The 26,908-nt window shown below is 67.5% G+C and carries 22 protein-coding genes; 13 read left to right on the top strand and 9 right to left on the bottom strand.

What is annotated here, in order from left to right; translation table 11 throughout:
• The first annotated feature begins 28 nt into the window (after positions 1 to 28).
• Positions 29 to 1,267, top strand: a complete 1,239-nt coding sequence (locus DB30_RS00560; RefSeq protein ID WP_146657742.1) for a hypothetical protein — start codon at positions 29 to 31, stop codon at positions 1,265 to 1,267.
• A 101-nt stretch (positions 1,268 to 1,368) separates the two neighbouring features.
• On the opposite strand, the gene DB30_RS00555 is transcribed toward DB30_RS00560, so the two are convergent.
• Positions 1,369 to 2,637 carry an SO2930 family diheme c-type cytochrome gene (locus DB30_RS00555; RefSeq protein WP_052545953.1) on the bottom strand — a complete coding sequence of 423 codons (1,269 nt, stop codon included), beginning with the start codon at positions 2,635 to 2,637 and terminating at the stop codon, positions 1,369 to 1,371.
• Positions 2,638 to 2,643: 6 nt separating this feature from the next.
• Positions 2,644 to 4,185: a parallel beta-helix domain-containing protein gene (locus DB30_RS00550; RefSeq protein WP_052545952.1), complete on the bottom strand. Its 1,542-nt coding sequence runs from the start codon at positions 4,183 to 4,185 to the stop codon at positions 2,644 to 2,646.
• A gap of 222 nt (positions 4,186 to 4,407) precedes the next feature.
• Between DB30_RS00550 and DB30_RS00545 the strand changes: the two genes are divergently transcribed.
• From DB30_RS00545 to DB30_RS00535, 3 genes are read left to right on the top strand one after another with little or no spacing between them, the layout of a single operon-like run.
• Positions 4,408 to 5,118 (top strand): 2OG-Fe(II) oxygenase family protein, encoded by a 711-nt coding sequence (locus DB30_RS00545; protein WP_052545951.1) that lies wholly within the window; start codon positions 4,408 to 4,410, stop codon positions 5,116 to 5,118.
• Positions 5,119 to 5,148: 30 nt separating this feature from the next.
• Positions 5,149 to 5,772: a leucine-rich repeat domain-containing protein gene (locus DB30_RS00540; RefSeq protein WP_052545950.1), complete on the top strand. Its 624-nt coding sequence runs from the start codon at positions 5,149 to 5,151 to the stop codon at positions 5,770 to 5,772.
• A gap of 51 nt (positions 5,773 to 5,823) precedes the next feature.
• A complete protein-coding gene (locus tag DB30_RS00535) occupies positions 5,824 to 8,190 on the top strand; it encodes an FG-GAP repeat domain-containing protein (RefSeq protein ID WP_052545949.1) in 2,367 nt (788 codons plus the stop codon).
• Positions 8,191 to 8,247: 57 nt separating this feature from the next.
• On the opposite strand, the gene DB30_RS00530 is transcribed toward DB30_RS00535, so the two are convergent.
• From DB30_RS00530 to DB30_RS00520, 3 genes are all read right to left on the bottom strand, one after another.
• Entirely contained in the window at positions 8,248 to 8,967 is a 720-nt protein-coding gene (locus tag DB30_RS00530) for a hypothetical protein (RefSeq protein WP_052545948.1), read from the bottom strand.
• A gap of 9 nt (positions 8,968 to 8,976) precedes the next feature.
• The gene (locus tag DB30_RS00525) at positions 8,977 to 9,267 is read right to left on the bottom strand and encodes a hypothetical protein (RefSeq protein WP_052545947.1); all 291 of its coding nucleotides are present in this window, start codon (positions 9,265 to 9,267) and stop codon (positions 8,977 to 8,979) included.
• Positions 9,268 to 9,329: 62 nt separating this feature from the next.
• Positions 9,330 to 10,235 carry a hypothetical protein gene (locus DB30_RS00520; protein WP_146657741.1) on the bottom strand — a complete coding sequence of 302 codons (906 nt, stop codon included), beginning with the start codon at positions 10,233 to 10,235 and terminating at the stop codon, positions 9,330 to 9,332.
• Positions 10,236 to 10,747: 512 nt separating this feature from the next.
• Between DB30_RS00520 and DB30_RS00515 the strand changes: the two genes are divergently transcribed.
• Genes DB30_RS00515 through DB30_RS00505 form a run of 3 tightly spaced genes read left to right on the top strand, consistent with a single transcriptional unit; the run spans position 10,748 to position 13,014 of the window.
• Positions 10,748 to 11,299, top strand: coding sequence for a lipocalin family protein (locus DB30_RS00515; RefSeq protein ID WP_420870620.1), 552 nt, complete (start codon positions 10,748 to 10,750; stop codon positions 11,297 to 11,299).
• 10 nt (positions 11,300 to 11,309) lie between these two features.
• A complete protein-coding gene (locus tag DB30_RS00510) occupies positions 11,310 to 11,963 on the top strand; it encodes an O-methyltransferase (RefSeq protein ID WP_052545945.1) in 654 nt (217 codons plus the stop codon).
• Positions 11,964 to 12,003: 40 nt separating this feature from the next.
• Complete coding sequence (locus DB30_RS00505; protein WP_146657740.1) at positions 12,004 to 13,014, top strand: AAA family ATPase; 1,011 nt, start codon at positions 12,004 to 12,006, stop codon at positions 13,012 to 13,014.
• A 4-nt stretch (positions 13,015 to 13,018) separates the two neighbouring features.
• On the opposite strand, the gene DB30_RS00500 is transcribed toward DB30_RS00505, so the two are convergent.
• The gene (locus tag DB30_RS00500; RefSeq protein WP_146657739.1) at positions 13,019 to 13,504 is read right to left on the bottom strand and encodes a hypothetical protein; all 486 of its coding nucleotides are present in this window, start codon (positions 13,502 to 13,504) and stop codon (positions 13,019 to 13,021) included.
• 314 nt (positions 13,505 to 13,818) lie between these two features.
• Complete coding sequence (locus DB30_RS00495; protein WP_052545943.1) at positions 13,819 to 16,842, bottom strand: ion transporter; 3,024 nt, start codon at positions 16,840 to 16,842, stop codon at positions 13,819 to 13,821.
• A 40-nt stretch (positions 16,843 to 16,882) separates the two neighbouring features.
• Between DB30_RS00495 and fumC the strand changes: the two genes are divergently transcribed.
• On the top strand, positions 16,883 to 18,265 hold the full coding sequence (gene fumC / locus DB30_RS00490; RefSeq protein ID WP_052546015.1) for a class II fumarate hydratase: 1,383 nt from the start codon (positions 16,883 to 16,885) through the stop codon (positions 18,263 to 18,265).
• 24 nt (positions 18,266 to 18,289) lie between these two features.
• Here fumC and DB30_RS00485 read toward each other — a convergent pair whose 3' ends face one another.
• Positions 18,290 to 18,580 (bottom strand): hypothetical protein, encoded by a 291-nt coding sequence (locus DB30_RS00485; RefSeq protein WP_052545942.1) that lies wholly within the window; start codon positions 18,578 to 18,580, stop codon positions 18,290 to 18,292.
• A gap of 97 nt (positions 18,581 to 18,677) precedes the next feature.
• On the opposite strand from DB30_RS00485, the gene DB30_RS00480 reads away from it, so the two are divergent.
• Both DB30_RS00480 and DB30_RS00475 read left to right on the top strand, forming a co-directional pair.
• Positions 18,678 to 19,010, top strand: coding sequence for a hypothetical protein (locus tag DB30_RS00480; RefSeq protein ID WP_146657738.1), 333 nt, complete (start codon positions 18,678 to 18,680; stop codon positions 19,008 to 19,010).
• Positions 19,011 to 19,176: 166 nt separating this feature from the next.
• Positions 19,177 to 19,902: a dsRNA-binding motif domain-containing protein gene (locus DB30_RS00475; RefSeq protein ID WP_146657737.1), complete on the top strand. Its 726-nt coding sequence runs from the start codon at positions 19,177 to 19,179 to the stop codon at positions 19,900 to 19,902.
• A gap of 25 nt (positions 19,903 to 19,927) precedes the next feature.
• Here the strand turns inward: DB30_RS00475 and DB30_RS00470 are convergent, their stop codons facing one another.
• On the bottom strand, positions 19,928 to 20,497 hold the full coding sequence (locus DB30_RS00470; protein ID WP_146657736.1) for an FxLYD domain-containing protein: 570 nt from the start codon (positions 20,495 to 20,497) through the stop codon (positions 19,928 to 19,930).
• A 287-nt stretch (positions 20,498 to 20,784) separates the two neighbouring features.
• On the opposite strand from DB30_RS00470, the gene DB30_RS00465 reads away from it, so the two are divergent.
• From DB30_RS00465 to DB30_RS00455, 3 genes are read left to right on the top strand one after another with little or no spacing between them, the layout of a single operon-like run.
• A complete protein-coding gene (locus DB30_RS00465; protein ID WP_052545938.1) occupies positions 20,785 to 23,772 on the top strand; it encodes a DUF4215 domain-containing protein in 2,988 nt (995 codons plus the stop codon).
• Between the two features lie 30 nt (positions 23,773 to 23,802).
• Positions 23,803 to 25,104, top strand: coding sequence for a hypothetical protein (locus tag DB30_RS00460; RefSeq protein WP_052545937.1), 1,302 nt, complete (start codon positions 23,803 to 23,805; stop codon positions 25,102 to 25,104).
• 17 nt (positions 25,105 to 25,121) lie between these two features.
• A complete protein-coding gene (locus DB30_RS00455; RefSeq protein WP_146657734.1) occupies positions 25,122 to 26,906 on the top strand; it encodes an NACHT domain-containing protein in 1,785 nt (594 codons plus the stop codon).
• The last annotated feature ends 2 nt before the right edge of the window (positions 26,907 to 26,908 follow it).

The following is a 26,908-nucleotide window of genomic DNA, read 5'->3' as shown; positions in this document are numbered from 1 at the left end:
CGCCCGCCAAACTGATAGCGTGACGCCCGTGCGCAGCGGTCTCGCCTTGCGTCTGTCTCGCGCGGCTGCGCTGGCGTTGCTGTTGATCCTCGGCGTTGGCGCGGGCTGCCGCCACCGCGGGGCCGCGTGGGCTGTCCCGGCGCAGCCGGTCACCGCCGGGGTCGAGATCATCGTGATCGGCCAACCGCGCGAGAGCCGGGCGACCCGCTTGGTCGCCGGTGAGCTCGAGCGGGTCCTCGCCAACGCAGCCGCGGCCGGGCGCACGCCGATCATCGCGTGGCTCGGGACCGATCTCGGCCGGCCGGGCCCCGATCGCGCTCACCCCTGCCCCGACCCCCACGCCGTTCACGCCGGTCCCGCCCTCACCGAGCTCACCCGGGTCGTGCACAGCACCGGCGCCGCCGTGTGGGGCCTGCCTGGGCCCGACGCGTGGCGCTGCGGCATGACGGGGTTCGAGGCGCGCGTGACCCCGACGCCCTACGAGCAGCCCGGCGTCGCGTATGTGCTGCGCGTGAGCGAGGCCGGCCAGGTCGCGCTGGTGTCGAGCTGCGAGCTCGACACCTGCACGATCGCGCCGCCAGCCGAGGACACCCTGCTCGAGCTGGTCGCCCTGGACTTCAGCTTCTGGCACTACCCCGCGCTCGCTAGCGACGATCTGACCGCCGCGCTGCTGTCCCAACAAGCCGCGTTGCTCGAGGCCCTCGCCGCCGCGCCGGCCGTCCCTCGCCTCTTGCTGTCGCCGATCCCAGTCGAGTCCGCGGGTGCGCACGGTGTCGGCGGGCGGCTGCAGCGGACGGGCTACCGCTACCTGCCAGAGTTCGTGCAGCAGGCGCTCACCGACGGGCTGTTCGTCGGCGTGCTCGGGGCCCTCGAGCGCGACCTACAGGTCAGCGAAGATCTATCCAACGCGATCCACCGCAGCGCGCGGACCTTCGTCAGCAAGCCGATCTTCGAGGTCGTGTCCGGATCTGCAGGCGGGCCCAAGCACACCCCGCGGACCAGTCGCGGCGACACGCTGCTGCCCGATCTCGAGACCGAACACCCCGGCTTCGCGCGGGTGATCATCGAGGGCGAGCGCGTCCACCTGCGCATCCACGCCCGCCGGGCAGGCCGTTGGCGGGTCGCCGGGATCGAGCTGCCCCTGGACCCCGAGCCGCTTCCAAGCCTGCGCGAGCCGCCCACGATCCAGCCCTGCCACAGCTGCGATCCCATGCGCGGGGCCGCCGACGGCGAAGTCGACGTCCCCCGCGGCCCCCGCCCCCCCTAGCTTTCATACCCCAGTCCCCCCGGACTCGCACCGTGCTCGGCTTCGCCTCCGCGCGCTACGACACACTCGCTGCGCTCGAGTGGGGTCCAAATGGATCCCTATTAGGGCTCTGGTGGCTCCTGGCAATCGTCGGGTGGAAGCCCGTCGATCCACGCCCGCAGCAGCTCCGTGCCGTCCTCGTGCGCCAGGCTGCGCCCGATCAGCGGCATCATCGAGCCAAGGTCCAGCGTCTCGGTTCGGTAGACCAAGATCGAGGCCTCCGCGTCGCCCGGCACGATGTCGAACTCGCGGTTCTCCCCGCCCTTCCCGGCCGAGCCGGGCTTCTTGCAGTACCCGAGGTGGAACAGGTCCTCGTTGTCCCAATTCAAGAACAGCTGGGACGAGATCCCGTTGACCCCCCGCGGGTTGTGGCAATACGAGCAGTTGATGTCCAGGTAGTCCCGCGCGGCCGTGGTGATCGTTGCGTAGTCCATCTGATCGACGGGCGTGTTCGCCAGCGAGCGATGATCCCAAGCCTTGGGCAGCTCGTCGATCGCCGGCACCCCAGTCAGCCAGCCCGCGTCCGTGAACACGGTCATCTGATTGGTGCCCGGCACCACGTGCGACTCGCGGTTGAGGTAGCGAGGCCGCGGACCGATCGGCACCACCACGGTCTCGTCGAGCTCGTCCTTGACCTCGTGGCACTCGAGGCACTGGTTCTTCTGCGGAACCAGATACGTCGCCGTGCGCTCGATCCCGTCGGGCCCGATGAAGTCGATTGGCCGAACCTCACCTTGGACGGTCAGCACCGCGTCGCCGAGCTCGTGATCCCAAATGTAGGGATAGCCCTTCCACTCGTTCGGGTAGCGGATCAGCAGGCGCGTCTCGATTAGATCGATGTCGAGCTCGGGCTCGCGCATGTCCGCGGGGAACATGAACGACTTGAGGATCACCGTGCCAACCGGGAAGTCGATCACGCCGTTGTCGACGTAGCTCGCGGTCTCGCCGGGCGGGATGTAGATCGCTCGATCCTTCAGCGCGAAGTCGCTGAACAGCACGGTGTTGAGGTCGTACGCGAACACGTTGTCCTCGTACTCGAGCTGGTCCCCGGTCCAGCGGACCAGGCACAGCTCGGACAGCAGCTGCGGCGGCGGGCTGTCCAGATCAACGCCCTGGCTCGGGCACAGCTCGTCACCGGTCTCCGTGCCCGTGTCGGTCTCGGTCTCGGTGTCGGTGCCCGCCGACTCGTCCGAGCTCCCGGACCCCGAGTCGCTCGTCGTGTCTGCGCTGGTGGCCTGATCGTCACCCCCGCTGTCGCCACAGCCGGTGATGATGGCGCCCGTCAGCCCGAGGGCGCCGAGCAGCCCCCGCGTTGGTTTTGCGGCACGCACGGCGGCCTACTCCATGTCCGGGGCGATGATCGGCCCGCCGGTGAGGTCGTTGCAGTTGAACGGGGCGTAGGGCGCCTCCGGCCGGAACAGATCGTCGACGGTGCCGCCGTTCATCGACAGCGGCTCGATGTTGATGCTGGCGAAGCTCCCGCCCGCGTTGGTGCCAATGCAGATGTGGTTGTCGTTCGAGTTCATCATAGCGTCGCTTGGCGAGAACGAGCTCTCCTCGACCGTGTCGTACAGGATCTGATCGATCGGCAGATCCTGGCCGTAGACGATAGCGAGCAACAGGCCAAACTCCTGATCCATCGTGGACAGGTAGGGGTTGGTGCCGCTGCCCGAGTGGTTGTTGTCGTGGATGTAGATGTTGTTGGTCCGGTAGCTGTAGACCGTGTCGCCGTTGGTCGGGAGCTCGAGGCCGGTGTTGTCACCGACCAGCTCCGCCATCGACAGCGCCCACGCCTCGGGGTCGCCCTCGATCACCAAGCCGCTGAGGATCGCAACGTCGGACGTGCCGTTGTTGGCGTAGGTGTTGTTGTTGATCTCGACCCGGCGCGAGGCCATGGCGAAGGTCCCGGTCCCCGCCGGGATCGCCTTGACGGTGCCGCCCGGCGCGAAGTTTGGCCGGTTGTTGTTGATCACCATGTTGTCGTGAATGTGGATGTCACGACCGATCACCGGGTTGCCCGGCAGATCGAAGATCAACAGCCCGCCAGTGTTGTCCTCTGCCAGGTTGCCGTAGACGTCGGCGAACTGGGTGTTCTCGATCTCGATGCCCGCGACGTTCTGCTTGGCGATGTTGTTGCGGACGATCGCGTGCTGGCACTGACCCACGTAGATGCCCGCGTCCGACGAGTTGTAGGCCGCCGAGTCCTCGATCAGCACGTGCGAGACCTTGACGGGGTACAGCCCGTACGAGCCATTGCTCGAGTCGCCCTCGAGCCGCCAGGTCGCGCGGACCCGCTGAATCGTCACGCCGTCGGAGTCCTCGATGCGCAGGCCGTCTTTCTTGGCGTCGACGATCGCGAGGTCCATGACCCTGAAGTTGTCGCCGACCACGTCGAGGCCGTTGGACTGGGTGGCCTGGGACGCGAAGTCGAGGCTGGTGCCGGAGTCGAAGCTGCCCTCGACGCCCATGCCCTGGCCACACACGGTGATGCCGTTGGCGCGGATCGTGACCTGGTTGTCGAGCTCGAAGGTGCCAAGCCCAAGCACCAAGGTGGTGTCGTCTTCGAGCGAGTTTGCGGCGATCTGCAGGCCCTCTTCGTCGTCGGCGCTGACCTCGACGCAGGCGCCTTCAAACTGATCGCAAGAGCACAGCGGGAAGTCGGGATCGGGGGCGGTGTCGCTATCGCCGTCGCCGTCGCCATCCCCGTCGCCATCCCCGTCGCCATCGCCATCCCCGTCACCGTCGCCCGTCGTGTCCGCGTTGGTCTCGGCTGAATCTGCCGGCGTGTCGTCGCCGCAGCCATACAGCGGGAACGCGAGCGGCAGTGCGAGCAAGAGGGTGCGAGTGGCGGTGCTGAGCGAGTCGATGCGGTAGGTCATGTCGAGTGGTCTCCAGAGTGGACGGGCGCAAGCATACCCAAAGAACACCCGCGCACACGCGCTCGCCGTTGATCCACGGTCCAGTGGCCACCCCGATCGCCGCCTGACCCCGCTGTCGGCCCCGCCCCCAGGTGCGCGCTTCGACACAATCCAAAACACCAACAATATCAGTGATATCAGTCACGACCGGTGCTTGGTACGCCAGGTGCTTTACCCGGCGGCATGCCCGTCTGGCCCAGTGAGTTTGTCCCCCGTTCGAATCAACTCGCAGCCCAGCCCAACAACCAGCCCAACAACCAGTCCAACAACCCGCCCGCGCCCGCGCTATGCGTGATCGACGAGGTGCTCGACCCCGGCACCTGTCGCAACTTGATCAAGCAGGCCGACGGAGATCGCTGGCTCACTACCACCGCCGAGTTGCTCCGCGCTGCCAACGGTCCCCACGCGTTGCCTCCGCGTCGAGCAAACGATACCGACCGCCCCTGCCGCCTGGTTGGGGCCGACCGCGAACGCCCACGCTTCGCGGTCCTCGACCTGCCGGTCCTGGCGCTGCGTCTGTACCACCGCCTGCTCTCGCAGCTGCCGACCTCGCGCGAGGGCGCCGCGCTCACCGGACTCAAGCCGCTGCTGCGGTGCATCGAATACCGCAAAGGTGAAGGCACACGCGCCCACACCGATCCACCCCGCGAGACCTTGGACGGACAGCTGAGCCAGCTCAGCGTGTTGGTGTTTCTCAACGATCATTTCACGGGAGGCAGCGTCGAATTTCCCCAGCTCGGACGCACGGTGCAGGCCCGCACCGGCCGAGTTTGCGTGTTTCCACACTCGCTGACACACGTTGATCACGTGGTCTTGCGCGGTCGCAAGTTCGTGCTCGAGACGGAAGTGTTCTACAGCGCCGACTGGCAACCATATCGCGCCGAACCGCTCTAAAACGTGGCAGACTCGGGCCGAGGGTCTTGGATGAGCGACCGTCAACGCAAGATCAACCATGCGATCCACAGACGTGAGCCGCTGTCGGCTGCGCGCGTTCGAGAGATCGCTCTGGATCCCGCGTCGGTCGACGTCCAAGTCTTGATCACGGGCAAGGCCGGCCTCGGTCCCGAGACGGCGCGGGTGTTGGCCAGCGCCGCGCCGCTGGTCGGGCTCGAGTGTCTGGGCCTCGACGACAACCCGATCGGCGACGAAGGGCTGGCGAGCTTGGCTGGCTCGCCGCTGATCGCCGGGCTCAAGCGGCTGTTCGTGTCCCGCTGCGAGATCGGGGCGGCCGGGATCGCCGCGCTGGCCAACGCGATGCCGCCCAAGCTGCGCCAGCTCGTGCTCGACGAGAACCCGGCGCTAAACAGCGAGGCCCTGTCGCCGTTGGCGCGGCTGCCCGCGCTCGAGGAGCTGTCGCTGCTTGGGACCAAGATCGACGCCGCAGGGGCGATCGGGCTGCTGCAAGGGAGCTCGACCTTGTGGGGGATGACGCTGTGGCGAACGGGAATCACCCAGCGCGGGGCCGAGCAGCTGCGCGAGGCGGTGCGTGTGCTTGGGCGCTATGTGTCGATCGTGACCGACTACGATGATCGCGTCCCGGAGTGGTGACGCCAGACGTTCACCGTTCCCTGCCCGAACCCGGCGCCGTATGCTGCGACGATGCGCCGCTCGCCCTTGATCCTGTCCTCATTGCTGCTCCCCATCCTCGCGGTCGCCTGCAGCGACAACTCCCCGGCCGTCGACGACGAAGAGGGCACAGGCGTCACGATGGCCAGCCAGTCAGGCTCCGCAGAGTCCGACTCGACGCTGGGCGACGGCGACGGCGACCCCGCCGGAGACGGCGACGGAGATCCGTGTGCGATCACCTGCGGCAGCGAGTGCTGCGATGCCGGCGAGGTCTGCGATCTCGACACCAACTCCTGCGTGCTCGACTGCGGCGGCGATCCTGTGTGTGGCAGCGATCCAGGCGAGTGCTGCAGCGCCGACCAAGTCTGCTTCGCTGGCGGCTGCATCGTTCCGGGGGATCCCTGCCAGCCATCGAGCTGCGCCACGGACACCCGCTCGGTCTGCGGCACCGGAGAAGTCTGCGATCCCGACCTCGGCGCCTGCGTCCCGGATCTCGCCGATGACACCTGCGTGTTTCAGCCCGAGACCGGCGTGTTCGATCCGGTCCCGCGCTTCACCTGGGGCGCGCGCAAGGTCCGGCCCTGCGTCGACGCGGCGACGGACTGCCAGACCGAAGAAATCTGTGACATGGGCACCTGCGCGGTGACCTGGCCCCACCTCGACCCCGGACCCGACGACCTCCCCGCCGCCGTGCAGTCGGTCGCCACGCCGGTGGTCGGTGACCTCGACGGCGACTGCATCCCAGAGATCGTGTTCAACTCTTTTGCGCCGCCCAACTACACCGAGAACGGGGTGCTGCGGGTCATTCGTGGGGACACGGGCGCCAAGGTGTGGACGATTGACGATCCCGCGTGGCAGACCGACTCGGCCGCGAGCGCGGCGATCGGTGACCTCGACTACGACGGCGTCCCCGAGATCGTGACCCCGGGTGAGGGCCTCAACCTGCTCGCGTTCGCTGCCAACGGCACACCGCTGTGGAAGTCCGACAACTACACGGGCGGGGGCAAGTCCGGCGGGGTCAGCATCGCCAACTTCGACGGCCAGGGCAACGCCGAGATCGCCTACGGCCGGGCGGTGTTCGACAGCAACGGCGCGCTGTTGTGGCAAGGCTCCAACTCGCACGGCAACAACGGCAGCGTCGGCAAGCTCTCGTGCGTGGCCGACATCGACGACGACTTCCGTCCCGAGCTCATCGCCGGCGGCACCGCCTACGACTTCACGGGCACGGTCGGCGTCGACTTCGTTGGCTCGGTGCTGTGGAACAACACCGAGCACGGCGCCGACGGCTACTGTGGGCTCGGCGACCTCGACCTCGACGGCGTCCCCGAGGTCGTGGTCGTGCGCTCGGGCTGGATCGACGTGCTCGACGCGATCGACGGAACGACCGTGGCCAGCATCCAGATCCCAGGCGGCGGCGCGGGCGGGCCCCCCAACATCGCCGACTTCGACGGCGACGGGCTCCCGGACATTGGCCTCGCGGGCGGCAACTTCTATGTGGTCGTGCAGTACGACGGGCTCGACACCCTGACCGAGCTGTGGCGCGCCGACACCAAGGACGGCTCGTCGAGCCGCACGGGCTCCTCTGTGTTCGACTTTGACGGCGACGGCCGCTCGGAGGTCGTGTACTTCGACGAGTGGTACCTGCGGATCTACCCGGGCGTCGAGCCCGACTGCGCCCTGATGGTGCCGGGCCCCGCCTGCGACGGGATCATGACCGACGCCGAGATCCTGTTCATCGACATCAACTCGTCGCAGACCCGCAGCGAGTATCCCGTCGTCGCCGACGTCGACGGCGACTTCAAGGCCGAGATCGTCGTTGCGACCAACAACTGGAGCGGCCAAGGCAACATTGGTGACGCCGGCATCGAGGTGTTCGAGGATCGCCTCGACAACTGGGTCGCAACCTTGCCGATCTGGAATCAGCACACCTATCACGTGACCAACGTCGACGCGAAGGGCGGCATCCCGTTCATCGAAGCGTCGAATTGGCTGTCGCCCATGGGCAACCCCGAGAACTCCTACCGCCGCAATTCGCAAGGCGGCGTGGAGAACTGCGCGCCCGATCTGGTCCCGCAAGACATCCAGGCGGTCGGCCCCTGCCAGCCTGATCTGACCTTGAGCGTGCGCGTGTGCAACCAGGGCTGCCTGGGCGTCGGTCCCGGCGTCGCGGTCAGCTTCTTCGACCAGGACGCCGGGCTGCTCGGGGTCGAATTCACCGACGGCGCGATCATTGCGGGCACCTGCGAGAAGGTCCTGCTGACCGTGCCCGCGCCGCACGACAACCCCTTCACGGTCACGGTCACGGTCGACGATGACGGCATGGGTGAGGGCGCGCTCAACGAGTGCATCGAGGACAACAACGCGACGCTGCCCGTCGCCTTGTGTCCGAACATTGGCTAAATGTCTCCGTACCTCGTGCGGCCCCTGCCCGGGGGCCACACACACGCCGGGGATTCCTCATCGCTTTGTGCGCTCGGCGGGGTCGTTCTTCAGCCAGCGGCGAACCAAGTACCGCACGACGGCGGTCACGTACTGGCCCTCGATGTGGCTGGCCCGCAGGCTGAGTCCAGCCTCGCCCTTTGCCCGCGCGTCGACGATGGCCAGCTCCTGCCGCTCGCGCTTGCTGTTGTTGAACACGACGACGCCAGAGTAGACCGTGGACGGGCCTTCGTACTGGCTGCCCGGTTCCTCGTGCATGCGCTCCTCGATTGACAGCACGGCGCTGCGCGGCAGCACCGAGATGAACGTGGGATAGCGGATCACCAATCGGTCCGGCAGGCACAGGAGCCCGGTGTGCTTGGTGCCGGCGCGTTGGCGCGCGCCAAGCCACAAGCTGACGATCCCGCTCGGCGCGGCCATCGTGATCCCCCCCGCAACGAACGCCGACTCGAGCGCGACCCCGTTGAGCATCAGCCCAGCACCAAGACCCAGCCCGATCACCACGCTGACGGTGTTGACCACCAGCTGCGTCGCGCTGCGGCGCGGTGTCGGGGTCAACGCGATGAAGGTCCCGTCGCCAACCGCGACCGCGTTGTCGACGATCTCACCCTCGTGAGGCCCGGTCGGCCGCGGCGCGAGCCGATCGACTTCGTCGAGGATCGCCCGCAGGCTCGGCTCGATGGCCTCGGCCAGCACCTGCAGCCGCACGCCCGCGTCGGTGGGTTCGAGGTCCCGCACCCGCGCATCCTACCCGACCCACACGCCCGCGGCCTGGACGACCAGTTGTTCGATGAAGCCCGCGCGCGGGCACAGCAGGACATGCTCGCACGGATGCCGGCGCCAGAGACCGTAGCCGTCGGGGTGCAGGTCGATATCCAGGTCCTCCCCAATTATGACCCAACGCGGGCAACCGGCGGTCGGCCGGGGTGACCTCCACCCTGTGCGTTGGCTGGAGGACACCCCGATCTCGCATGCCTTGTCGGTCTGGGTTGGTGGTGCGAGCGACAACGCGGCGGTCAAGATCCAAGCGGTGGGCATGGCTCGCCTGCAACGCCGGGCGTTCTGCTCCGATCTCGCAGGCGTGGGTCCGGCGCGGCAGGTCACAGCTGGGCGAGCACCGGGCGTGCGAGCAAGCGTGTCTGGGTGCGACCGAGCTCTTCGAGGTTTGCGTCGATCTTCCAGTCGGAGTCGATGATCGTCGCGTCGAGGTACAGCTTGCCCACCGGGTTGCGCAGCCACCACATGAACTGCTGCTTCGGCGAGTCTTCGCTAGCCCCGAGCGCCGCGGCGGTGTCGTGGGCGGCTGCCGCTTGGTAGCGGGCTTCGAACCGCTCGTTCAAGCTGTGCAGCGTCTGCCCGCGGTCGAACGCCCAGCCGATCGCTCGTGGCGAATCGACTCGATCGAGCAGCTCGGCGTCCCCGCCCTCGAGGCGCTCGAGCGCTCGAACGTGGAACAGGTACTCGGTGATGACGACCCGCTGAAGATTGATCGCCTCGATGTCCACCGCCCGGACGACCTGCGCGAGCTCGGTCAGCGCCGCGCTCGTGGCTGCCGACCTCTCGCGCTGTCCAAGCCGAAGCGCGAGCCGGTCCGCCTGCGTCAACGCTTCTTGCAAATTCGCGCGGGCGACCAAGAAGCTGAACGCCCCGCGAGCGCTGTCCAGATGCGCGACGTCCATTCGGATCAAGTCCCGCAGCAGCAAGCTCGCATCCGCAGCATCGCCCGCGGTCGCCAGCCCGATCGCCCGGAGCACGGCGACCCGATGCAAGTCGCGCCACTCGACCACCAGACACGGATCGCCGAGCGGGCAGACGTCGACAAACTCGGGCCGCGAGCGCGCCAGGTCAAAGCGCTCGCTAGCGTCACGCGCGGTGCCGGTGGCCAAGAACGCACGGAGCGCCTCTGCCTGCTGATCCGCGTCGGCCCAGAACTGTTCTGCCTCGTGATCGCTCGCTTCGATCAGCGCACGCAGCGGCTCTGGAATCTCGACATCGTTCGCGGTCACGACCAAGGACCATCCGTTGTCAGAATCCGCCACTTCGGTGTCCAGATCCTCCGCCGTCCACAGTGGAGGAGGGCCATCCGCCGAACAAACATTGGCGCCCACGAACACCCCCCCGAGCAGCAGGCCAGCACCAACCACCAGCGCGCCCGCACGCACGCGCCGGCCTGGTGGAGAGCCCCCACGCATCAAAGAGAGCAACCAATGAACTGGACCAGGGTTCGCGTCATGCATCTGTGGGCCCTTGTGCAATCCGTGTGCCCAACACTCCACGGCCTCCCAGACCGCTCGAGAGCGGCAGCAGAACGGGTCCTGGCGACAACCCAGCGCCGGCTGCGTGACGCGGCGGCGAACGCTTGGCGCTGGTGTGACAAATCGTCCGCACGAGCGCTGTCTTCTGCTCGGGCGAGGGCTCCTCGCCCGCTCGCGGACGCCTTCGTAGACCGGTTCACCCTGGGCATCGAACTCAGTTGGATTTGGATCGCGAGATTGAAACCACCCCCAACGTGGATCACATGTTCATCGTGAAACGCCTCATCGCCTTGCTCGTGACCCTGTTCACCTCCGCGTGCGCGGGGACCATGAAGGACCAGCAGGATCGCCCGCCGCTGCAGACCGTGGACCACGTCGACCTCGAGCGCTACGCCGGCACCTGGTACGAGATCGCCAGCTACCCGCAGAAATTTCAGCGAAACTGCACGGGCACGACCGCGACCTATGAGCTTCGCGCCGACGGACAGGTCAACGTGATCAATCGCTGCCGCAAGTACACGCTCGACGGCCGCCTCGACCAAGCCAAGGGCCGCGCCCGCGTCGTCGACCCCGCCACGAACGCCAAGCTAGAGGTCAGCTTCTTTTGGCCATTTTGGGGCGACTACTGGATCATCGATCTCGGCCCCGAGTACGAGTACGCCGTCGTCGGCCATCCAACCCGCGAGTACCTGTGGATCCTCTCCCGCGAGCCAGCCATGAGCCCGGAGCTCTACGACGCGATCCTCGCTCGGCTCGAAGCGCAGCGCTACGACACGAGTCGGCTGGTCCGCACCGTGCAGCCCCCGATCGAGTAGAGTCCCCGCGATGGCCGACATGACCATGCTCAGCGACGCGCTGACCACCTACATTCACGATCACACAACGCCCGAGCACGAGATCTTCGAGCGCCTTCGCGCCGAGACCTACGCCAAGCTCAGCGAACCCCAGATGCAGGTGGGTCGCGTCGAAGGTCGCTTCCTCGAGCTCATGGTCAAGGTGACCGGGGCCAAGCGGGTGCTCGAGATCGGGACCTTCAGCGGCTACTCCTCCATGGCCATGGCCGCCGGCCTGCCCGAGGGCGGCAAGCTGATCACCTGCGACGTGGACCCCGCCGCGACCAAGATCGCCCGCCGCTTCTGGGACGAGAGCCCGTGGGGATCCAAGATCGAGCTGCGGCTTGGTGACGCCAAGCAGACCCTGAGCGAGCTCGCGGCCGCGAACGAGCGCTTCGACCTCGTGTTCATCGACGCCGACAAGTCCGGCTACGTGCGCTACTTCGAGCTCGCGCTCGAGATGTTGCCGATCGGCGGCGTGATCTTGGCCGACAACACGCTGTGGAGCGGCCGGGTGATCGATCCGCAGTCGGACAGCGACCGCGCGATCGTGCGCTTCAACGAGCACGTCAAGAACGAGCCCCGCGTCGAGCAGGTGCTGTTGTCAGTCCGCGACGGGATCATGTTCTGCCGCAAGCGCGCGTGAGCGTGCAGCCGGGGCAATAACTGGTTAAGCTCGCGCCCACGTGGACGCAGTGCTCGGTACTACCCCTCCCCCGGCCGCGAAGCTCGCAACGCTCGCCGATCACGCCAAGACCCTCGCCGGCATCCGCGACGCAGTCGCGACCCGCATCCACGGTAAAGACGAAGTCATCGATCTCGCGTTGATCTGCCTGGTCGCGCGCGGCCACCTGCTGATCGAAGACATCCCCGGCGTCGGCAAGAGCACGCTGGCCCGCGCGCTCGCCGACGCGATCGGTGGCAGCTTCAGCCGCATCCAATTCACCAGTGATCTGCTGCCCGCGGATCTGCTCGGGGTCAACGTGTGGCTGGCCAGCCGCGAGCAGTTCGAGTTCCGCTCGGGCCCCATGTTCGCCAACCTCGTGCTCGCCGACGAGGTCAACCGCGCCCCGCCGCGAACCCAGAGCGCGCTGCTCGAGGCCATGGGCGAGGCGCAGGTGTCGATCGACGGCGTGAGTCATCCGCTGCCCAACCCCTTCGTCGTCATCGCCACGCAAAACCCCGAAGAGCACCACGGCACCTACCCGCTGCCCGAGTCCCAGCGCGATCGCTTCTTGCTGCGGCTCAGCATGGGCTACGCCAACGCCGAGGTCGAAGCGGCGCTGCTGCTCAGCGGCGGCGTCGGTGCGTCGCCGCGCAAGCGCGAAGCCGGCGGGCGTGAGGCCAGCCCCGTCCCTTCACCGGCCGCGTTGGTCGAGCTGCAGGCCGCGGCCACCGGCGTTCACCTGCACCCCGATCTGGCCCGCTACGCGCAGCAGCTGGTTCAAGCCACCCGCGAGACCCCAGAGATCCGACTGGGCGTGAGCACCCGCGGCGCCCTCGCGTGGGTCGCCGCCGCGCGTGCGCGGGCGCTGCTTGGTGGGCGGGCGCAGGTCAGCATTGATGATCTGCAAGAGCTGGCGGTGCCTGCCCTCGCGCACCGGATCGTGCCGGCTCAAGCTGGCAGCGGTGACCAGGTCGCGCTGGCGCAGGAGTTGGTCCGCGAGCTGATCGCAACCGCGCCCGTCCCTGTGTAGGGGATCACTCGTCGCGCAGGATCTCGGGCACTTCCACGCCTGAGGCCTCGAAGGTCTCGCGCGCGCCCGCGATCGCCTGCTCGAGCGTCTTCACCACCTGGATGCCCTCGCCGCGGCCGGTCGCCCACTTGAGCGAGGCCACGACCCCACGGATCAGTGGGTCCGTTGCGATCACGTAGCTGCGTGGCTTGCCGCCCGCGTTTGTGCGGGGCCGATCGCTCAGCCAGTCGATCAGCATGTCGCGGACCAACGAGTTGGGAAGCGCGGCCTCGCGCGCGTCGAGGATGAGGACCAGGCGCCTGCCCTCACTGGCCGCGACCGCGCCGTGCACGTCGCAGAAGCGGATCAGCTTGAGCACGTGCTGCGCCTGCAGCCGGCCGGCCCATCGGACCAGCAACAGCGGAAAATGATCATCGATCAACTCGAGCGCCACCTCGCAATGAGGAGACTCGAGCTGGGTGATCATTGGACTGGTGGCAGCAACCGCCATCGCCGAGACTTTAGCCCTCGCTCAGACCATTTTCCAGCCTACGTCTTTTTTGCATTGTGATTTTCCGTTCACACCTGAAGTTCTCGCTAGAACGCTACTGGTGGGGTTGTGACATCCAGATCATGGTCTAAAGATCGCGCACCGTACCAACGATCAATCAATACATGTCCTTAAGGACAGCACATTGTCCAAAACGCCACTATCACTATTCCCAGTGGGGCTAAACACCACACATTCGTCGCCGCAGACCGCGGCTACGGTACGGTGAAGGGCCCGTCCTCGCGGCCAAAAGTGCGTGGATTCGCGCGCTCGACTCAAGAGATGACCCACAGGTCAACGAGACGACTGAGATCGACGCCGCGTGCGCCACCCGGCCCAGCGACGTGCAAGACAGTCCGACAGTCAGGGCCGTGCTCGTGAAATCCGTCGCTGGTGCTCTGGTCACACACGACCACGCCGACCAGCACGCGGTCTTCCAGAGACAGATGGTTGGCCAGCTCCTCGAAGCTACACACCCCGGTCATGGGGCCCGCGCTTGGATCGATCGTCATGCGCACGAAGCTCTGTCCCCAGGGCCCCATGAGCTCGGTGTAGACCATGTCGAAGGCGGGCACGACCACGGCCTGGAACATGAAAAACGCGCGCAATTCTTGGATCGAGTAGACGCGCACACGCGCGGCTTCGCGGCCAGAGCCCCGGCGTCGCAGGCGTCGCGCGAGCTCGACATCGAGCACCTCGGCGACCACGCGCGGCGCTTGGGTCAAGGTCTCGAGCTTCATCAAGGTCTTGGCGGTGCGCGCGTCGGAGCCGTGGTGCTCGCTCGAGATCAGCAGCACGGCGTTCATGCTGCCGACGTGGCCAAACCCGCGCGGCAGCGCGGTCAGCTGACGCGACGAGCTACAGTCGCCGACGGCCAAGAGCACGTGGGGCTGCTCGACGTGCGCGTTGGGATTACGCGGGTCGACCCACGTCAACGTGCGCTTGTCCTTGTCCGGCGCGAACCCGCCGTGGTGCCCGCGCAGCAGCCCGCGCTCGCACAGCTTGGTGTGCGCGTCGAAGTCGTCCCAGGCGGCCTCGAGGGCGAACTGATCGCGCAACACCAACAGGATCTGCGTGCGCGGCTCGGCTTGGATCAGCGACTCGATCATGCTCACGGTGCCGCTGCGAAACCCGGCCACCAGCACGCGCTGCAGCGGGGTCAGGGGCGCGCACACGAACGGGCCAAGCTCGCGGGTCCGGGTGAGGTCGGCGGGCACGCGCTCGCGGACCCGCTCGTACAGATCGTCGGCGAGCTCGCGGACCCGGCCAAAGTTGTTGCTGATCGCCACGAAGCCGATGCAGCGGCTCTCGCTCGCGCCCAGAGTCCGGGGCGGCTGGCGACTCGGACTCTGGGCCAGGGCCTGCTCGACCGAGATCTGTTCGAAGGTGCCGCTCATCCCCGACATGTCCGACCCGCTGGGCGTCTCGGGCCGCCAGATCTGCGACTCGGCGATCGTCGTGATGTCGACGTCGCGCTCGGGCTCGAGCTCGAGCGCGCGCGGGATCCCGTCTCCGTCCCCCGGCTGGTCCCCCACTTCATCCCCAAGTCCATCGTCTAGGCGCTGGTCACCGAGGTTCGAGAAGTCCGGCTCGGGGTTGATGTGGACGATGATGTCCTCGTCACCGTCGCCCGCCATCAACACCCCAACGGGCACCAAGCGGTGCTGCGAAGACAACGAGCGCGCCCGCCGGATCAGCTCGGTCATGATCGTGCTGGGATCGTCCGACAGATCAGGTCGATGGTTGCGCTGATAGCCAAGCCCCGGAAGGTCGAAGAACAGCGTGTAGAGCTCGTGCCCATGGCTGGTCAGCAGCTCTTCGAGCAGTCGCCCGACTCCCTCGCGCTGGACGATGCAGGCGACGAACAGCGCGATCAGCCGCTCGCTGGGGACGACGAACGCCCGGGTACGCACGCTGTCGCGCCCGCTGCCGTCGCCAGCGATCGCAGCTCGGGCGGCGGGAATGTTGCTCTCGTCGAGGACCTCGGCGATCAGCAGGCGCGCGCGCACCCGGGGGATCGGCAGCCACGAGAACGACGCGCGCCGACGCGCGTCCTCGTCGGCCTCGCGCAGGCTCTCGGTGATGGTGAGCAGCGCCTGAATCGTCTCTGCGTCGGGATCCTTGGCGTCGAGATCTGCGAGCATGACGACCCGCTGCGCCTCCGAGACGTCGGTGCGGTACAAGAAGGTCTCGTCCTCGACGTTGACCTGGCGGTAGCCGATCCGGGCGAGCTCGGGCTGCCGCAGAAAGTCGGGTGGTTCCGCGCCCCGCCCCACGACGAGGTAGCGACCGCCATGCAGGCCGCGCCGACTGTTGCGGACCAGCTGCCGCACCCACCCCAGCGACAGGGCGCCAACCGGCAGCAGCTTGCGCGAGTACCTGAGCAGCTCGTGAAGCAGCTGCTGCGTGGACGGATCAATGTTGACGACGATCGTGTGGCCATGCAGGCCTGGCGGTCTGAGTCGCGACAGCTCCATCATCTCGCGCACGACGTCGGTGCCAAGGCCGATCAAGAACGAGACCATGAACAGCCCGACGACTGTCAGCGCCACGCTCACGATCACCGCGACGGTCTGCTCGGGCGAGGACAACAAGTTGCCGGGGTCTTGGATCTGCCGAAATGCCCACCACAGGTGGACGAAGAACCGCTCGTCGTCGGGATCGAGGACCTCGCCGTTGGCGTCGCGGCCGAACACGTCGTCGCCGTCGAAGTCGATCAGCTCTTCGTCGTCGACGCTCATCTGATCCATGACCACCGCCCCCGCGAACGACAGCGCGAGCACGATGATGCCCATCAGCGTGACCTGCTTGGCCCGCTCGTGGCGCAGCAGCACCGACCACACATCGCGGACCAGCGGCGCCCAGTAGCTGAGCAGCAGCAGCATCCGCGACAGCCGGAACAGCCGCAGCCAGCGGGTCCCCGCGTCGGGATCGACCCCGATCAGCGAGGGCACGAACGAGAGCAGCGCCAGCAGATCGAAGAAGGTCAAGATCAGGGCCCCGGTCGAGGGCCACTCCCAGCCGCGGTCTTCCTGTAGCTCGGCCTCGGTCGGGGTCACGCCGCGCCGGCTCCCGTGCGAGTGGCGGGCCTCGCCCCGGAACACCAGCAGCGAGCGAAGCACGAACTCGGCCGCGAACAGCAGCAAGAACACGGCATCCAGCCGCGGCACCCACTCGAAGGGAAGCAAGCTCACGATGATCGCCGCCGACAGCACCAGGCGGCTCTCGACCCGGCCCAACAGGCGCGCCACCCATGCAAACACCCGCGAGCTCGTGCGCGGCGGCGATGAGTCGATCACCCCCGTGAAATACCCTATATAGGGGGCCATGAGCGAGGCGATGCGCACCGAAACCGACAGCATGGGTGAGATTCAGGTCCCGGCCGACCGCTACTGGGGCGCCCAGACCCAGCGATCGCTGCACCACTTCAGCATTGGTACCGACCAGTTCCCGCGGCCCATGATCCGCGCGCTCGGGCTCATGAAGAAGGCCGCGGCGCTGGCCAACGGTGAGCTTGGTCAGCTCGACGCGGCGACCGTGGAGCTGATCGTTCGCGCGGCCGACGAAGTGATCGCCGGCAAGCTCGACGATCACTTTCCGCTGTTCGTGTGGCAGACCGGCAGCGGCACCCAGACCAACATGAACGCCAACGAGGTCATCGCCAACCGGGCGATCGAGCTCGCGGGCGGCAAGCTTGGCAGCAAGGCGCCGATCCACCCCAACGACCACGTCAACCGCGGGCAGTCCTCGAACGACACCTTCCCCACGGCCATGCACATCGCTGCGGGTGAGCAGACCACCTCCGCGCTGATGCCCGCGCTCGACGAGCTGCGCCGCACGCTGGACGCCAAGGCCACCGCGTTTGCGAGCATCGTCAAGACCGGCCGCACGCACCTGCAAGACGCCACGCCGATCACCCTGGGCCAAGAAATTTCCGGTTGGGTCGCGCAACTGGCCCACGCCCGCGGCAAGGTCGACGACGCGCTCAACCACATCTGGGAGCTCGCCCTTGGCGGCACCGCCGTCGGGACCGGGCTCAACACCCACCCCGACTACGCGGTCCAGAGCGCCAACAAGATCGCCGAGCTGACCCAGCTGCCGTTCGTGACCGCGCCCAACAAGTTCGAGTCGCTCGCCGCCCACGACGGCCTGGTCGGGCTACACGGCGCGCTCAAGGGCCTCGCCTGCGTGCTCATGAAGATCGCCAACGACGTGCGCTGGCTGGCCTCGGGCCCCCGCTGCGGGATCGGCGAGATCACGATCCCCGAGAACGAGCCGGGCAGCTCGATCATGCCCGGCAAGGTCAACCCGACCCAGTGCGAGGCCCTGACCATGGTCTGCGCCGAGGTCATGGGCAACGACGTCGCCGTCTCGATCGGTGGCGCGAGCGGCAACTTCGAGCTCAATGTGTTCAAGCCCTTGATGATCCACAACGTGCTGCGATCGCTGCGGCTGCTCAGCGACTCCATGAACAACTTCACGCGCTTTTGCGCGGTCGGGATCGAGCCAAACACCGAGCGGATCCAGCACAACCTCGAGAACTCGCTGATGCTGGTCACCGCTCTGAACCCGCACATTGGGTATGACAAGGCCGCGAAGATCGCCAAGACGGCGTATCAGAAGGGCACCACGCTCAAGGCCGCCGCGATCGAGCTGGGCTACCTGACGGCCGCGCAGTTCGACGAGTGGGTCGTGCCTGGGCACATGACCAAACCTGGCTAGCGCGCCAAGCAGCTGGGATCCGCGTCAGCCGTCGTCGGCCGAGAGCGGCTCGCCGATCGAGACGCGGATCGTCTCGCCCTTGCGCCCGCGTGCCTCGACGATCTGCACGAACATGGACGAGAACCCGCCGATCTCGGCGCGTCCATTGGCGGACTCCTCTACGACCTTGGCGAACACCCGCACGCGCACCGGCGCGGGTGGATCAATGCGTACCCCGGAGCGCTCCCAAAAATAGAACGGGCTACCCCAGTACGAGTCGACCTGCTCCCAGGTGTCGTTCTTTGCAAATGTGTGCAGCGTGATCTGCTGGAGCATCTTTGGGTGTTCTTTCGACGCTCTCGCTAACACGTTACGGGCGCCTGTGCGAACTGTTTTCAGCTCGGGCGAGGCTTCTCGCCCGCTCCTCGCCCGCTTGCGGACGCCTCGCCACGCCCTCGTGACCCAGGCTGGCGGCGACGCAGCCGGCGCGACCGTACAGAGCCACACACGCACGCACGAGGCCGACCCCGCAAAGAGCAGAGGTGGGGTCACCGTCGCCACGCGCGACGAGCGGGTCGCCGACCCGCTCGCGCGCCTGGCCTGCGCCCCAGGATCGTGTGAACGCGAGCCCGCGTTGCTCGAAAAGCGCTGTTCAAACAGCTCGCTCGTCGCGAGTCGCAGCCGCCTGACTCCACGCCCGCGCGACGGCGAGTTTCACGACCAAGCGGATCTCTGCACGACCAGAACTTGCGCCCGCGACTTTTGAGCTATCCAAGTCCATGCGCCTACGCGGCACCGGACGTAGGATCAATAGCGGTCCAGCGAAGGCCATGAAGCCGAGCCTGCCAAGGATGCAACGCAGTGCGGCTCGTTGCGAGCTGGTGTTCCCCCGCCCCAAGGGTTGACAGTCAATGCCACAGACAGGTCGCTACGTGCAGAGATACCCCGAGCCAGAAGCGGCGCTGATCCTCGAGCGAGCGGCCGAGCTACAGCGGCAGGCCGAGGACGTGATGCGGATGACGGTTGCAGAGCTGGAAGAGGTCGCGTCGTCGGCGGGCATCAACCCAGTCTATGTGCGTCGCGCGGCCGCCGAGCTGACCCTGCGCCAGTCCCGGCGTGACCGCAGCTCACCGAGCGTGGGGGGGCCGCGGACGATCCTGTTCGAGGTCACCCTCGACGGCGAGATCCCAGTGCCGGCCTACGAGTACGTGATTGAAGCGGTCCGCCGCCACACGGGTGAGCTTGGCGTCGCCTCGCTGATCGGCCGCTCGCTGACGTGGACCGCCCATCCCTCGCACAGCCGCGCGGGCCCGGGGTGGTCGCGCTCGATCGCCCTGACGATCGTGCCTCGATCGGGGCGCACGCGGATCCGCATCGAAGAGAAGCTCGACCAGCTGGTCCGCAGCGTGTTCGGGACGCTGCTCGGCGGGCTCGGGGGCGGCGGCGCGATCTTGCCGATCATTCCGCTCGCGATCCTGGGCTTGCCCGGCCTGATCCCCCTGGGCATGGGGGTCTGGGTCGCCAGCGCGTGGTCACTGGGGCGCACGGTCTACCGCAAGCGCGTCGAGGCCCGCGAGTTCGAGCTGCACTGCGCGCTGCAGTCGATCCTGGAGATCGCCCAGGACTACATCGGCACGCCCCAACTCGAGAGCCACTGACCTCGCGCTTGGGCGGGAAAGGGGCTCAGCTCGCCGTAATTTTGAAGCTGTGCGGAGGTTCGTCGTAGCGAAGGTCGCCAACATCGAACTCGATCGTTGCTTGCGCCGGGATCGGGTCGAGCTCGAGCCAGTCGACACCAAGCAGCTTGCCGTCTCGATCCAGGCCCTGGATCTCGAGTCGCGCGCCGTCGATCGGCTTGGCGCTGGTGTTGGTGAGCTTCCCGACCACGAACCATCCGCCAAGGTCGGCCCGCTGCGGTGGTTCGTGCTGAAGCTCGAGCGCCGGGGTTGGTGGCGGCGGCGCCTCGCTGGCGACCCCGCTCGCAACCAGCTTCAGCTGATCATGCTCGACCGGCTGCGGCACGAGCACGGCCACGGCCACGCGAGCGTCGCCGGGGAGCGGCTGCGCGACGCCGCTCTCGGCCGTGCCCACGACCTCACCCTCGGCGTTCAGAAACTGGACCTCGGCGCGCGCGTCGGCGACCGGGTGCGGGTGGGGGTTGGAGATCACGCCGAGCACCCAGAACCCGCCGCCGCCGCCCACGCGGGTCCGGTGAAATTCCGCGTCGAGATCGATCCGCGCTGCTGATGGCACTGGAGGATCGGACGGCAATCCTGGTTCGCCCACCGCGTCCCCAACCTTCGGCGCCGGGTCGACCTCGCTGCGAGGCACGGCCGCGCCCGGCTCCGCCTTCCCCCCGCACCCTGACCCCAGCAACACGAGCAAGACCAACCCCCAAGGGCTGCTGCTGGCGGGAGACCGCACACCCCAGGGTACCAGCGCGAGCGGAGCCACAACAGCGCGAAGCCAACGCCACACTTCGACATACATTGGTCATTTGGGTAAGCGCCCACAACCGTCATACTCTGCACATCTGCCTCATGCGTACTAAATACGAGCGCCACCTGAGCGCGCTGCTGGGACTCGTCCTCGCGAGCCTGCCGCTGTCGACCGCCCACGCGATCCAGCGACCCGCGCACCTCCAAGGCCACGCCAACCAAGCGGGCCTGGATCTCAACCCAGCTGCGAGCCGCTTGACCCTGCGGGCGACCCGAACCCACGCGTGGGTCGACAAGCAAACAACCCCGAGCGGGCATCGCGTCAATTTCGCAGCGCTCGAGCGCGAGCTTGGTCAGGATCTGCTCGTCAGCATCGACGCCGACACCGGCGTCGCCGACCTGTTGATCCCACGCGGCGCGCAGGTGTACGGCGCCAACAATTCACCCGCGCTCGCAGAGCAATTCGCGTTGGGCTTTGTCGCCCGCCACGTCAACGCGCTCGCACCTGGGGCCGCCGCCAGCGACTTCGTACTGGTCAGCAACCAAGTCAGCAACGGCGTGCGCACGCTGGGCTTCGTGCAGCACCACGCCGGCCTGCCGATCATCGACGCGCAGCTGAGCCTCTCGTTCAAGGCCGATCACCTGATCGCGGTGCGCTCGCAGGCGCTGCCCAACGTCTGGATCCCCGCGCGTGGTGGCGCGATCGATCAGACCAAGGTTCAGCTGCAGGCCCGCACGTGGATCAGCAACGACTTCGCCGCGGGAGCGATCGGTCGCAGCAGCGTCACCAGCCACGGCAGCGCGGCGATGACCCCCATGACCCCGATGATCCTCCCGCTCGTGCAGGCCGGCGGCGCGATCGAGTACCGCGAGGTCGTCGCGCTCGAGGTCAGCCTCGATCAGCCGATCGGTCGGTGGTTGGTGTACGTCGACGCCGCCACCGCCCAGCCGATCGCGCGGCGCTCGTTGCTGCACTGGGCCGAGCTCGAGATCGACACCTGGCAACGCTCCCCGCTTGGCCCCCGCCAGAGCTTCGCGGCCGCGCAGATGCAGGTCTCCGTTGACGGCCAGGTCGCGTTCACCGACGCCAACGGCCAGCTCGTGGTCCCCGCCCCCAGCGCGGCGGTCAGCTTCTCCCCGCAGGGCCCCTCGCAGCGGGTCGTCAACGACAACGGCCCAGTCAGCTCGGTGATGGAGCAGTTCGTTCCCAGCCAGTCCTACGTCTGGGATCTGTTCGCCGATCCCGAACAAGACGCGCAGCTCAGCGCCTACGTCCACACCCAGCTGGTCAAGGACTACGTCCGGGGGATCGACCCCGAGTTCGCGCCGCTCGATCTCCAGACCACGGTCACCGTCAACATCTCGGACGTCTGCAACGCCTACGCAGAAGAGAACACCCTCAATTTTTATCTGAACGGCGGCGGCTGCGAGAACTCGGCGTTGATCGCCGACGTCGTCTATCACGAGTACGGCCACGTCGCGCACGTGCTGGGCCTGCAGCCGGGCGTTGGGCTGTTCAACGGCGGCGTCAGCGAGGGCGCTTCGGACTACCTGTCGGCCTCGATCGTCAACGACGCCAAGGTTGGCGTTGGGTTCTTCCTGGACACCAGTGATCCGATCCGCGACCTCGACCCGCCAGGCTACGAGTGGCACTGGCCCGAAGACGGGGGCGAGGTCCACGACGAAGGTCGGATCATCGGCGGCACGCTGTGGGACCTTCGCACCAGCCTGATCGAGAAATACGGCGTCGCGCAGGGCGTGGCCAAGACCGATCAGATCTGGCTTGATGGGATCCGGCGCTCGGTCGACACCCCCTCCTGGTACATGGAGGCGCTGATCACCAACGACGACGACGGCAACCTGCAAAACGGCACGCCGGACATCTGCGAGATCAACGAGGCGTTCGCGGCCCACGGGCTGTACCAGCCGCTCGGCGCCGCGGTCGATCTGAGCGAGACCAAGCTCGCCGACGGCAGCGTCGAGCTCACGCTCAGCTACGGCACCGGCTTCGACGCTTGCCCCGGCATGGTCACCCCCTCCGCGCTGATGCGCTGGCGCCCGCGCCCGGTCCCAAACGGCCCCGAGACCCCAAGCACCGAGCTCGAGATGAACGAGGTCAGCCCCGGGCTGCTGCGCGCCGTGATCCCGGCCCAGCCCGAGCACACCGTCACGCAGTACCAAGTCGAGCTCGACTGGGGCAACGGCACCGTGGCTCCGCGTCCCGACAACCGCGCCGACGAGTGGTACGAGTACTTCTCTGGCGAGGTCACCCAGATCTGGTGCGCCGACTTCGAGGGCGCGCCCGCCAGCCAAGGCTGGAGCGTGGACGGTGAGTGGAGCTTTGGTCCGCCCGAGGGCGGCGGCGGCGATCCGACCGAGGCCTTCTCCGGCCAGAGCGTCGCCGGCGTCGCCCTGAGCTGGCCTGGCACCTACGCGCCCTGGACTCAATCCACCCTGACCAGCCCGGCGATCGACGTGAGCGAGCACGAGGTCGTGCGCCTGCAGTACCGCCGCTGGCTCAACGTCGAGGACGGCTACTTTGACCAAGCCACGATCGCGGCCAACGGTCAGATCGCCTGGGCCAACACCGCCAGCGCCGACGACTGGGGCAGCGCCAGCGTGCATCACAGCGATCGCGAGTGGCGGTTTCACGACGTGGAGCTCACCCCCATGGTCGGCGCCGACGGCAACCTCAGCGTCAGCTTCTCGCTGGGCTCGGACGGCGGCCTGGAGTTTGGCGGCTGGAACATCGACCAGCTGTGCATCGTCGCCCACGAGCCGGCCGTGCCGCCCGAGCCGCCCAAACCACTCACGCCGCCCGCTTGCGGCGATGGGATCGTGCAGGCCAACGAGCAGTGCGACGACGGCAACCTCAGCAACGGCGACGGCTGCAGCTCGGGGTGCTTGTTCGACTATGTCCCGCCCGAGCCCGATCCCGAGGAACAGGGCTGGGATCCGGGCGGTCGCGGCTGCGGCTGCACGGCCGCGCCCGACACCGCCGGGTTCGGCGGTGGACCTGGGGGCGCCGGGGCGCTCGCGCTGCTTGGGCTGCTGGGGCTGGGCGTGCGACGACGTCGCCGACCGGCCTGAGCGCGTGGGACCGACCTGCTATCCTCCCGCATGCCCTCCCGGCCGCAGCTGGTCCAGCTCTATCGCGACTTCGATCCCGCGGAGCCCGTCTCGCAAGCGACCCTGGGCCAATTCGTAGAGCGCAGGGGAGAAGGCGCGCAGACCATCTTCGAAGACCTGCAACTTGGCTTGGATCCCCTGGGCAAGTGGGTCATCACGGGCTCGGTCGGCTGCGGCAAGAGCAGCGAGCTGGTCAAGCTGGCGGATCTCTTGCGACAGGACTACGCGGTAATTCCGCTGGATCTCCCCAACTCGGTCGCCCGCGTGGACATGCTGCAACCCGCAGAGATCCTGTTCCTGGCCGGGGCCGCAACGGTGAAGGCTGCGCGTGACCTGTGGGGACACGAGGTCGAGGCCGCCTCGCAGGATCGGCTGATCAAGGCCTTCGCCGGCCTCGTGCCCGACCGCGACCTCGATCTGAACTCGGTGTTCGAAGGCGTGGCGCTGTTCTTGGGCGACCTGGTGGTTCCAGGCGCGGGCAAGGTGGCCGCGGCCGCAACAAAGACCGCTGGCCTCGCTCGTCGGAGCCATCGGCCGTCCGCGCTCGGCGGCAAGACCCGACATGTGTCGGAGGGTTCACCGGATCTTCAGCGCTTGCTCGAGGCGCTCGATCTCATCTTGGAGGAGGTCCGAACCTCCTACCGCGCTCCCGTGATCCTCGTCGATGGTCTGGACAAGCTGTTCGATCTAGACAAGATCCGTGACCTGTTCGTGACCACCCGAACCCTGTGCGAGCCAGCTTGCGTCATCGTCTACACGGGTCCGATTACGCTGATGCTGGCGCCCGAGTGGAAGACCACCGGTGACCACTTTCGACGCATTCGCTTGTCCAACTTGGTCGTCCGCCCGCCGCGGGCCGAGGGCGTGGAGATCGCCGCCGCGCGCGTCGAAGACGACCGCGAGCGGCTCCGCGACCTCATCCGCCTCCGCGTCGCCACCGGCGGGTTCGAGATCGCCGATGTCTGCGACGATGAATCGCTCGAGTTGCTGATTGATCTGTCTGGCGGTCTGGTCCGCGACTTGGTCCACCTCGTCAATCGGGCGATTCGGAGCGCGCTGAAGCGGGACGCGCCCCGCATCTCGCGGGAAGACGTTCAGGCCGCTTGCAACGAGCTGCGCAAAGACATGGACGTCAGCCTCAACACGATGCTGCGTGACGAGCTCGCCCACGTCGAGCAGCTCGGCGAGCCGTCGGGCAAGCCCGAGGCCCACAGGCTGCTCTTGTGGGGCTACGTGCTGCCATACACAAATGGCAGGGTGTGGTTCGAGTCGCACCCGCTGCTTCGCAATTGACGTGGCCGGGGCACATCGTGGCAACGCTCACTCCAGACCAGCACAAGGACATCGCGCTCACGGTCGGCGTTGGCGAGCGGCTCACGTTGATCTTCGTCGTCGGCCCCAGCTACCTGGCCGCCGAGGGGCTCGCAGAGGTTCAAGAGCTGATCGGCGCGAGCGCGAGCGTGGTGCAGCATCGGCTCGATCGGCTCGGCCCCGACATTGCCAGGACCATCGCCAGCGTTAATCTTCCGCACCCGGTCGTGCTCGTCAGTGGGCTCGAGCGCATGGCGGCCCCGCGCCGCGAGCAGCTGCTAGCGAGCATGAACCTGCTGCGAGACACGCTCAACCAGCACCCCGCGGTTGTGGTGATGTGGGTCCCCGTCGAGCTCGCCGATGAGTTCCGTCGTTTGTGCGTGGACTTGTTTCAGTGGCGCGCGCTGACCGTTTATGTCGATGGGCCGCAGCACGACATCCGGCGCCTCCGCCACGACTATCTCGTCTCGCTTGTGACGGCCGAGGCGAGCTCGCCCCCGCCTGGCTCGCCCGAGTCGAGCGGTCACAGCCCCGCGAACGAACTCGAGCTCTGGGTTCGGGTCGCGGGCGAGGACGAGCCCACCCGCGTTGAACGCTGGCTCGAAAGCGTCCGGCGGGGACTGTTGGTGGGCGCCCCCGGATCTGGAAAGACGACCGCGCTGCGCCGTCACGCTGCCAGGCAAGCGGCGTCGTTGCTCGACGACAGCGCCACGATCGAGCTGCCTGTCTTTGTCGCGGCCCGACTGCTGCCTCGGTTCGACATCGACTGGCCCACGTTGTCCCGCGCAGCCGCGCCCTCGCTCGACGACGAGGCTCGTTCATGGCTCACGCAACACCTGTCGTCGGCCCCGACGCTGCTCCTCATCGATGCGCTAGACGAGGATCTATCGGCCGAGCGCGCGACCCAGATCAGCGCCCTCGCAGACTCCAACGCGCAAATGCGCGTCGTGATGAGCGGCCGTGCCCTCTCGCAGGACATCGGTGGTTGGCAGCGCGCGGAGCTCCTGCCTTTGCAGCCTGCCGCGATCGCAACCTGGCTGGACGGCATGGGGATCGATCTGGGTACGGACGTCGCTTGGGCCTCCACGCCACACCTGCTGCAGCTGGTCGCCTCGTTCGCTCGCGAGCGAGGGCGGCGGCGCCTGCTCGACGACTTGACCGAGTTGATCGCCGAGGTCGTGGGCAGTCAACTTGGGCGCCGAGACATGGACACGGGGGTGTTGTTCAGGCCGGCGTGGTCCATCACTTCGGCCCGAACCGTCCTGTCCCTGCTGGCCGCAGAATTGACGGACTCCCAAGCAGAGACGGTATCGAGCCGCAGCCCGGTGCTGGAGTACCTGGCTCAACACTCAACGCTCGTTCACACCCATTCAATCGGTCCCGACGCGAGGCGCTATGGCTTCACCCACCGGATCTTTCTCGACTACTTCGCCGGCCTGTGGCTAGCCGCGTCCGAGTTCACCGCCGAACTTGCCGGCTACGCGGCGGATCCGACCTGGCAGCCCGCGACCCGCCATGCACTTGCCATGTTGGCCCCCGGAGCGCTCGAGCGCACAGCCGACGCCATTTGGGACGCGGCGGAGCAGGAGCCGGCTCCGATGCGCTGGTCCATGCGTGCCCTCGTCTTGCGGGTGACGATCGCTCACGGTGATCGCAACCTACGCGCACGATTTATGAAGCGGGCAACGAGCGCCTTGGACCAAGCCCAACGGGACGCAGAACCAGAGCACCTGTGGGCACCGATCGCCGAGCTGCTCGCGCGCGCGAACCAACCACCAACCTGACC

Origin of the sequence: Enhygromyxa salina, from assembly GCF_000737335.2 — a bacterium.
Taxonomy (GTDB): Bacteria; Myxococcota_A; Polyangia; order Nannocystales; family Nannocystaceae; genus Plesiocystis; species Plesiocystis salina_C.
This window is presented reverse-complemented; position numbering and strand designations above follow the sequence as displayed.